The following is a 4,312-nucleotide window of genomic DNA, read 5'->3' as shown; positions in this document are numbered from 1 at the left end:
CTTAAACTCTTCGCTGAAATTCGATTTGCCCATGATGCTCTTCTTGCCTCAAAATTAGGAAAGAAGGTGTCTACAAATCTTGGGGCTATTCAGTTGCCGCCTGAGGTCCTGACGGGAAAGGTCAATCTGCCATCTTCGGTAGGTTGAGGCCCGAGAAAGGTCTTTTCAGGGAAAAATGTTTCAAACAACTCCTTGAGCGTATTTGTGAGCGATGATTGTGCCGCTCTTGGTATTCCGGCTTGCTCGGAAAGAATTTCACGAATGTAGGAGGCCGCCATCTCGGCCTTCACGTTCATATATTTGGCTGAGTAATTGTAAAGCGCTGATTGGCTACGTTGCTGGTCACTGGCGTCCAAGTTTAGGTTGACACCTTGTACTAGTTCACGACCGTAGTGCCGTTGGGCCCCATGGTAGTCGATAACGCCAATGTCTCGCGGCCTGAATGTACTGAATATGGCTTCTAGTGCGACTGATGGCATAATATGCGGTACGCCGCCAACAGGGATGGTGCACTCGGCGTACAGAAGGGGCTGAGCAAGTTCTGCAACCAAGGCTGTGTGCGCTGTTTCAACTCGACCTCTAACTTCAGCTTCTCTGTCCCTAAATTGAGCTGCAAAAGGCGCCATCCTCATACCGCCCCAGCCATATGCCTCTGGTATTAGCATCCGCCAAGTTGCTTCAGTTAAAAGGTCGTTAGCGTTAGCTTGAATGTATGATCTTTCTTCAGCGGAAAGCTTAAAGCTGCAACCGATTGAAAGAGGCTTGGTGGCGTCATTAAACATAGAAGCAAAGTCGCTTGCTCTATTCGTCATTTGAATTTGAAACTCACCCAGCCATTGTTGCCATTCATTTTGCTGGTAACCACCATAGACGGACTTCAGCAAGCGTATGGCGTCGAAGATGCAAGACTTCCCAGATCCGTTTTGTCCAGCAACTATTACCATATTGCCAAGGTTTGAGAGCTCAACCTCTCTGATCCCGCGGAAGTTGTTGACTTTAAGTTGATCGATTTTCATTTGACCTGCACCAGACAGAAATAATTGGAAACCTTCGAATCAGAGTATATGCAACTTCTACTGTTCATGTATTCGAAGTATCAAACAATACGGGTTGTTGTTCATTTCACCTTGGCTATCGCTTTATCAACCTTTTCCACAACTCCGTTTCGCGGACTCGAGAAATAGAAAATATTTACGATTACGGGTAGGTTGCGATGTAAACTCTTTGGCATGTTGTAGCACCCTAGCGTTCGCTAGTTTTCTTTTTTATTTCCCCGTTCATCCCCACCCTTTTTGCCTGACTTATACTGACCCTGTTCCGCGATGAACCGGGAAACGTTCCGGTTTGAAGTGGAGCCAGCGCTGGCTATGAGAGAAAGACGTCACTCTCATATTTCGGGGCCTGACAGGCAAAGTCCTTTGGCAATGACCGGAGGAGAGATGGAATCTGGTTTGTGGTGGGCCTTTCTATTTCTCCGAACGCATTGGTTGAAGGACAGGCTCTGACAGGCATAAACCGCTGATGCGGGGCACTGATAAGTGTCTTTATTTTCCACAGGCGGCAATTTTCAGTGCCCCGTTGCAATGCCCATCGAGCTGAAAGGCTGATGGAAAAAGAGAAGAAGTTCACGACACGGTCGCAGCTGCGTCGCGTGATAGGAATGGTGTGTTCAAATGGGTCTCTATGAAATGTACGTCCTTGCTACTCGTGCAGATACCGCCCTGATGAGGAGAAGGCTGGCACGTTCTCTTTATGCCAGGGCAAAGCTTCGAAATCGGAAGCTCAAGAAGCAGTATTTACACAACCAGAAGGAGAGTTTCGATTTAATGGTCGATAGGAAGAGGGCAGGCCAGTTGCGATCTGGGCGACTTCCGTAAACATATATTTATATAATAACCAACGCAAAACATATAAAATATATGCGTTGATGGATTGTATATTTTTGACTGAGGGCGGATGAGAATCTGCGAGCAAAACTGATTTTACTGACCTGCAATTTGCGGATTGCGGGCCAACTACGCGTAGATATATGAATTTTATGTTGAATTTGCTGATCTGAATGGAGGATTGTTATGCGTGGAAACTATATGAGTGGGATGGATTTGATTGGAGTGGAGTTCAGATTCGAGTGGCGATCGATCATAATAACAATATCATGATATTGTTATTATGATCGATCGCCACTCGAATCTGAACTCCACTCCAATCAAATCCATCCCACTCATATAGTTTCCACGCATAACAATCCTCCATTCAGATCAGCAAATTCAACATAAAATTCATATATCTACGCGTAGTTGGCCCGCAATCCGCAAATTGCAGGTCAGTAAAATCAGTTTTGCTCGCAGATTCTCATCCGCCCTCAGTCAAAAATATACAATCCATCAACGCATATATTTTATATGTTTTGCGTTGGTTATTATATAAATATATGTTTACGGAAGTCGCCCAGATCGCAACTGGCCTGCCCTCTTCCTATCGACCATTAAATCGAAACTCTCCTTCTGGTTGTGTAAATACTGCTTCTTGAGCTTCCGATTTCGAAGCTTTGCCCTGGCATAAAGAGAACGTGCCAGCCTTCTCCTCATCAGGGCGGTATCTGCACGAGTAGCAAGGACGTACATTTCATAGAGACCCATTTGAACACACCATTCCTATCACGCGACGCAGCTGCGACCGTGTCGTGAACTTCTTCTCTTTTTCCATCAGCCTTTCAGCTCGATGGGCATTGCAACGGGGCACTGAAAATTGCCGCCTGTGGAAAATAAAGACACTTATCAGTGCCCCGCATCAGCGGTTTATGCCTGTCAGAGCCTGTCCTTCAACCAATGCGTTCGGAGAAATAGAAAGGCCCACCACAAACCAGATTCCATCTCTCCTCCGGTCATTGCCAAAGGACTTTGCCTGTCAGGCCCCGAAATATGAGAGTGACGTCTTTCTCTCATAGCCAGCGCTGGCTCCACTTCAAACCGGAACGTTTCCCGGTTCATCGCGGAACAGGGTCAGTATAAGTCAGGCAAAAAGGGTGGGGATGAACGGGGAAATAAAAAAGAAAACTAGCGAACGCTAGGGTGCTACAACATGCCAAAGAGTTTACATCGCAACCTACCCGTAATCGTAAATATTTTCTATTTCTCGAGTCCGCGAAACGGAGTTGTGGAAAAGGTTGATAAAGCGATAGCCAAGGTGAAATGAACAACAACCCGTATTGTTTGATACTTCGAATACATGAACAGTAGAAGTTGCATATACTCTGATTCGAAGGTTTCCAATTATTTCTGTCTGGTGCAGGTCAAATGAAAATCGATCAACTTAAAGTCAACAACTTCCGCGGGATCAGAGAGGTTGAGCTCTCAAACCTTGGCAATATGGTAATAGTTGCTGGACAAAACGGATCTGGGAAGTCTTGCATCTTCGACGCCATACGCTTGCTGAAGTCCGTCTATGGTGGTTACCAGCAAAATGAATGGCAACAATGGCTGGGTGAGTTTCAAATTCAAATGACGAATAGAGCAAGCGACTTTGCTTCTATGTTTAATGACGCCACCAAGCCTCTTTCAATCGGTTGCAGCTTTAAGCTTTCCGCTGAAGAAAGATCATACATTCAAGCTAACGCTAACGACCTTTTAACTGAAGCAACTTGGCGGATGCTAATACCAGAGGCATATGGCTGGGGCGGTATGAGGATGGCGCCTTTTGCAGCTCAATTTAGGGACAGAGAAGCTGAAGTTAGAGGTCGAGTTGAAACAGCGCACACAGCCTTGGTTGCAGAACTTGCTCAGCCCCTTCTGTACGCCGAGTGCACCATCCCTGTTGGCGGCGTACCGCATATTATGCCATCAGTCGCACTAGAAGCCATATTCAGTACATTCAGGCCGCGAGACATTGGCGTTATCGACTACCATGGGGCCCAACGGCACTACGGTCGTGAACTAGTACAAGGTGTCAACCTAAACTTGGACGCCAGTGACCAGCAACGTAGCCAATCAGCGCTTTACAATTACTCAGCCAAATATATGAACGTGAAGGCCGAGATGGCGGCCTCCTACATTCGTGAAATTCTTTCCGAGCAAGCCGGAATACCAAGAGCGGCACAATCATCGCTCACAAATACGCTCAAGGAGTTGTTTGAAACATTTTTCCCTGAAAAGACCTTTCTCGGGCCTCAACCTACCGAAGATGGCAGATTGACCTTTCCCGTCAGGACCTCAGGCGGCAACTGAATAGCCCCAAGATTTGTAGACACCTTCTTTCCTAATTTTGAGGCAAGAAGAGCATCATGGGCAAATCGAATTTCAGCGAAGAGTTTAAG

At 46.4% G+C, this 4,312-nt stretch carries 2 protein-coding genes; one reads left to right on the top strand and one right to left on the bottom strand.

Translation table 11 applies throughout. The annotated features are described in order from the left end of the window. Positions 1-89: 89 nt before the first annotated feature. Positions 90-1,016 carry an AAA family ATPase gene (locus tag ACIQUH_RS27790; protein ID WP_400821401.1) on the bottom strand — a complete coding sequence of 309 codons (927 nt, stop codon included), beginning with the start codon at positions 1,014-1,016 and terminating at the stop codon, positions 90-92. A 2,280-nt stretch (positions 1,017-3,296) separates the two neighbouring features. Here ACIQUH_RS27790 and ACIQUH_RS27785 point away from each other — a divergent pair. Then, entirely contained in the window at positions 3,297-4,223 is a 927-nt protein-coding gene (locus ACIQUH_RS27785; RefSeq protein ID WP_400821401.1) for an AAA family ATPase, read from the top strand. The last annotated feature ends 89 nt before the right edge of the window (positions 4,224-4,312 follow it).

The organism is Agrobacterium sp. NPDC090283 (assembly GCF_044769685.1).
GTDB lineage: Bacteria > Pseudomonadota > Alphaproteobacteria > Rhizobiales > Rhizobiaceae > Agrobacterium.
The sequence above is the reverse complement of the archived record's forward strand: the minus strand, read 5'-3'. Positions and strand labels throughout refer to the sequence as shown.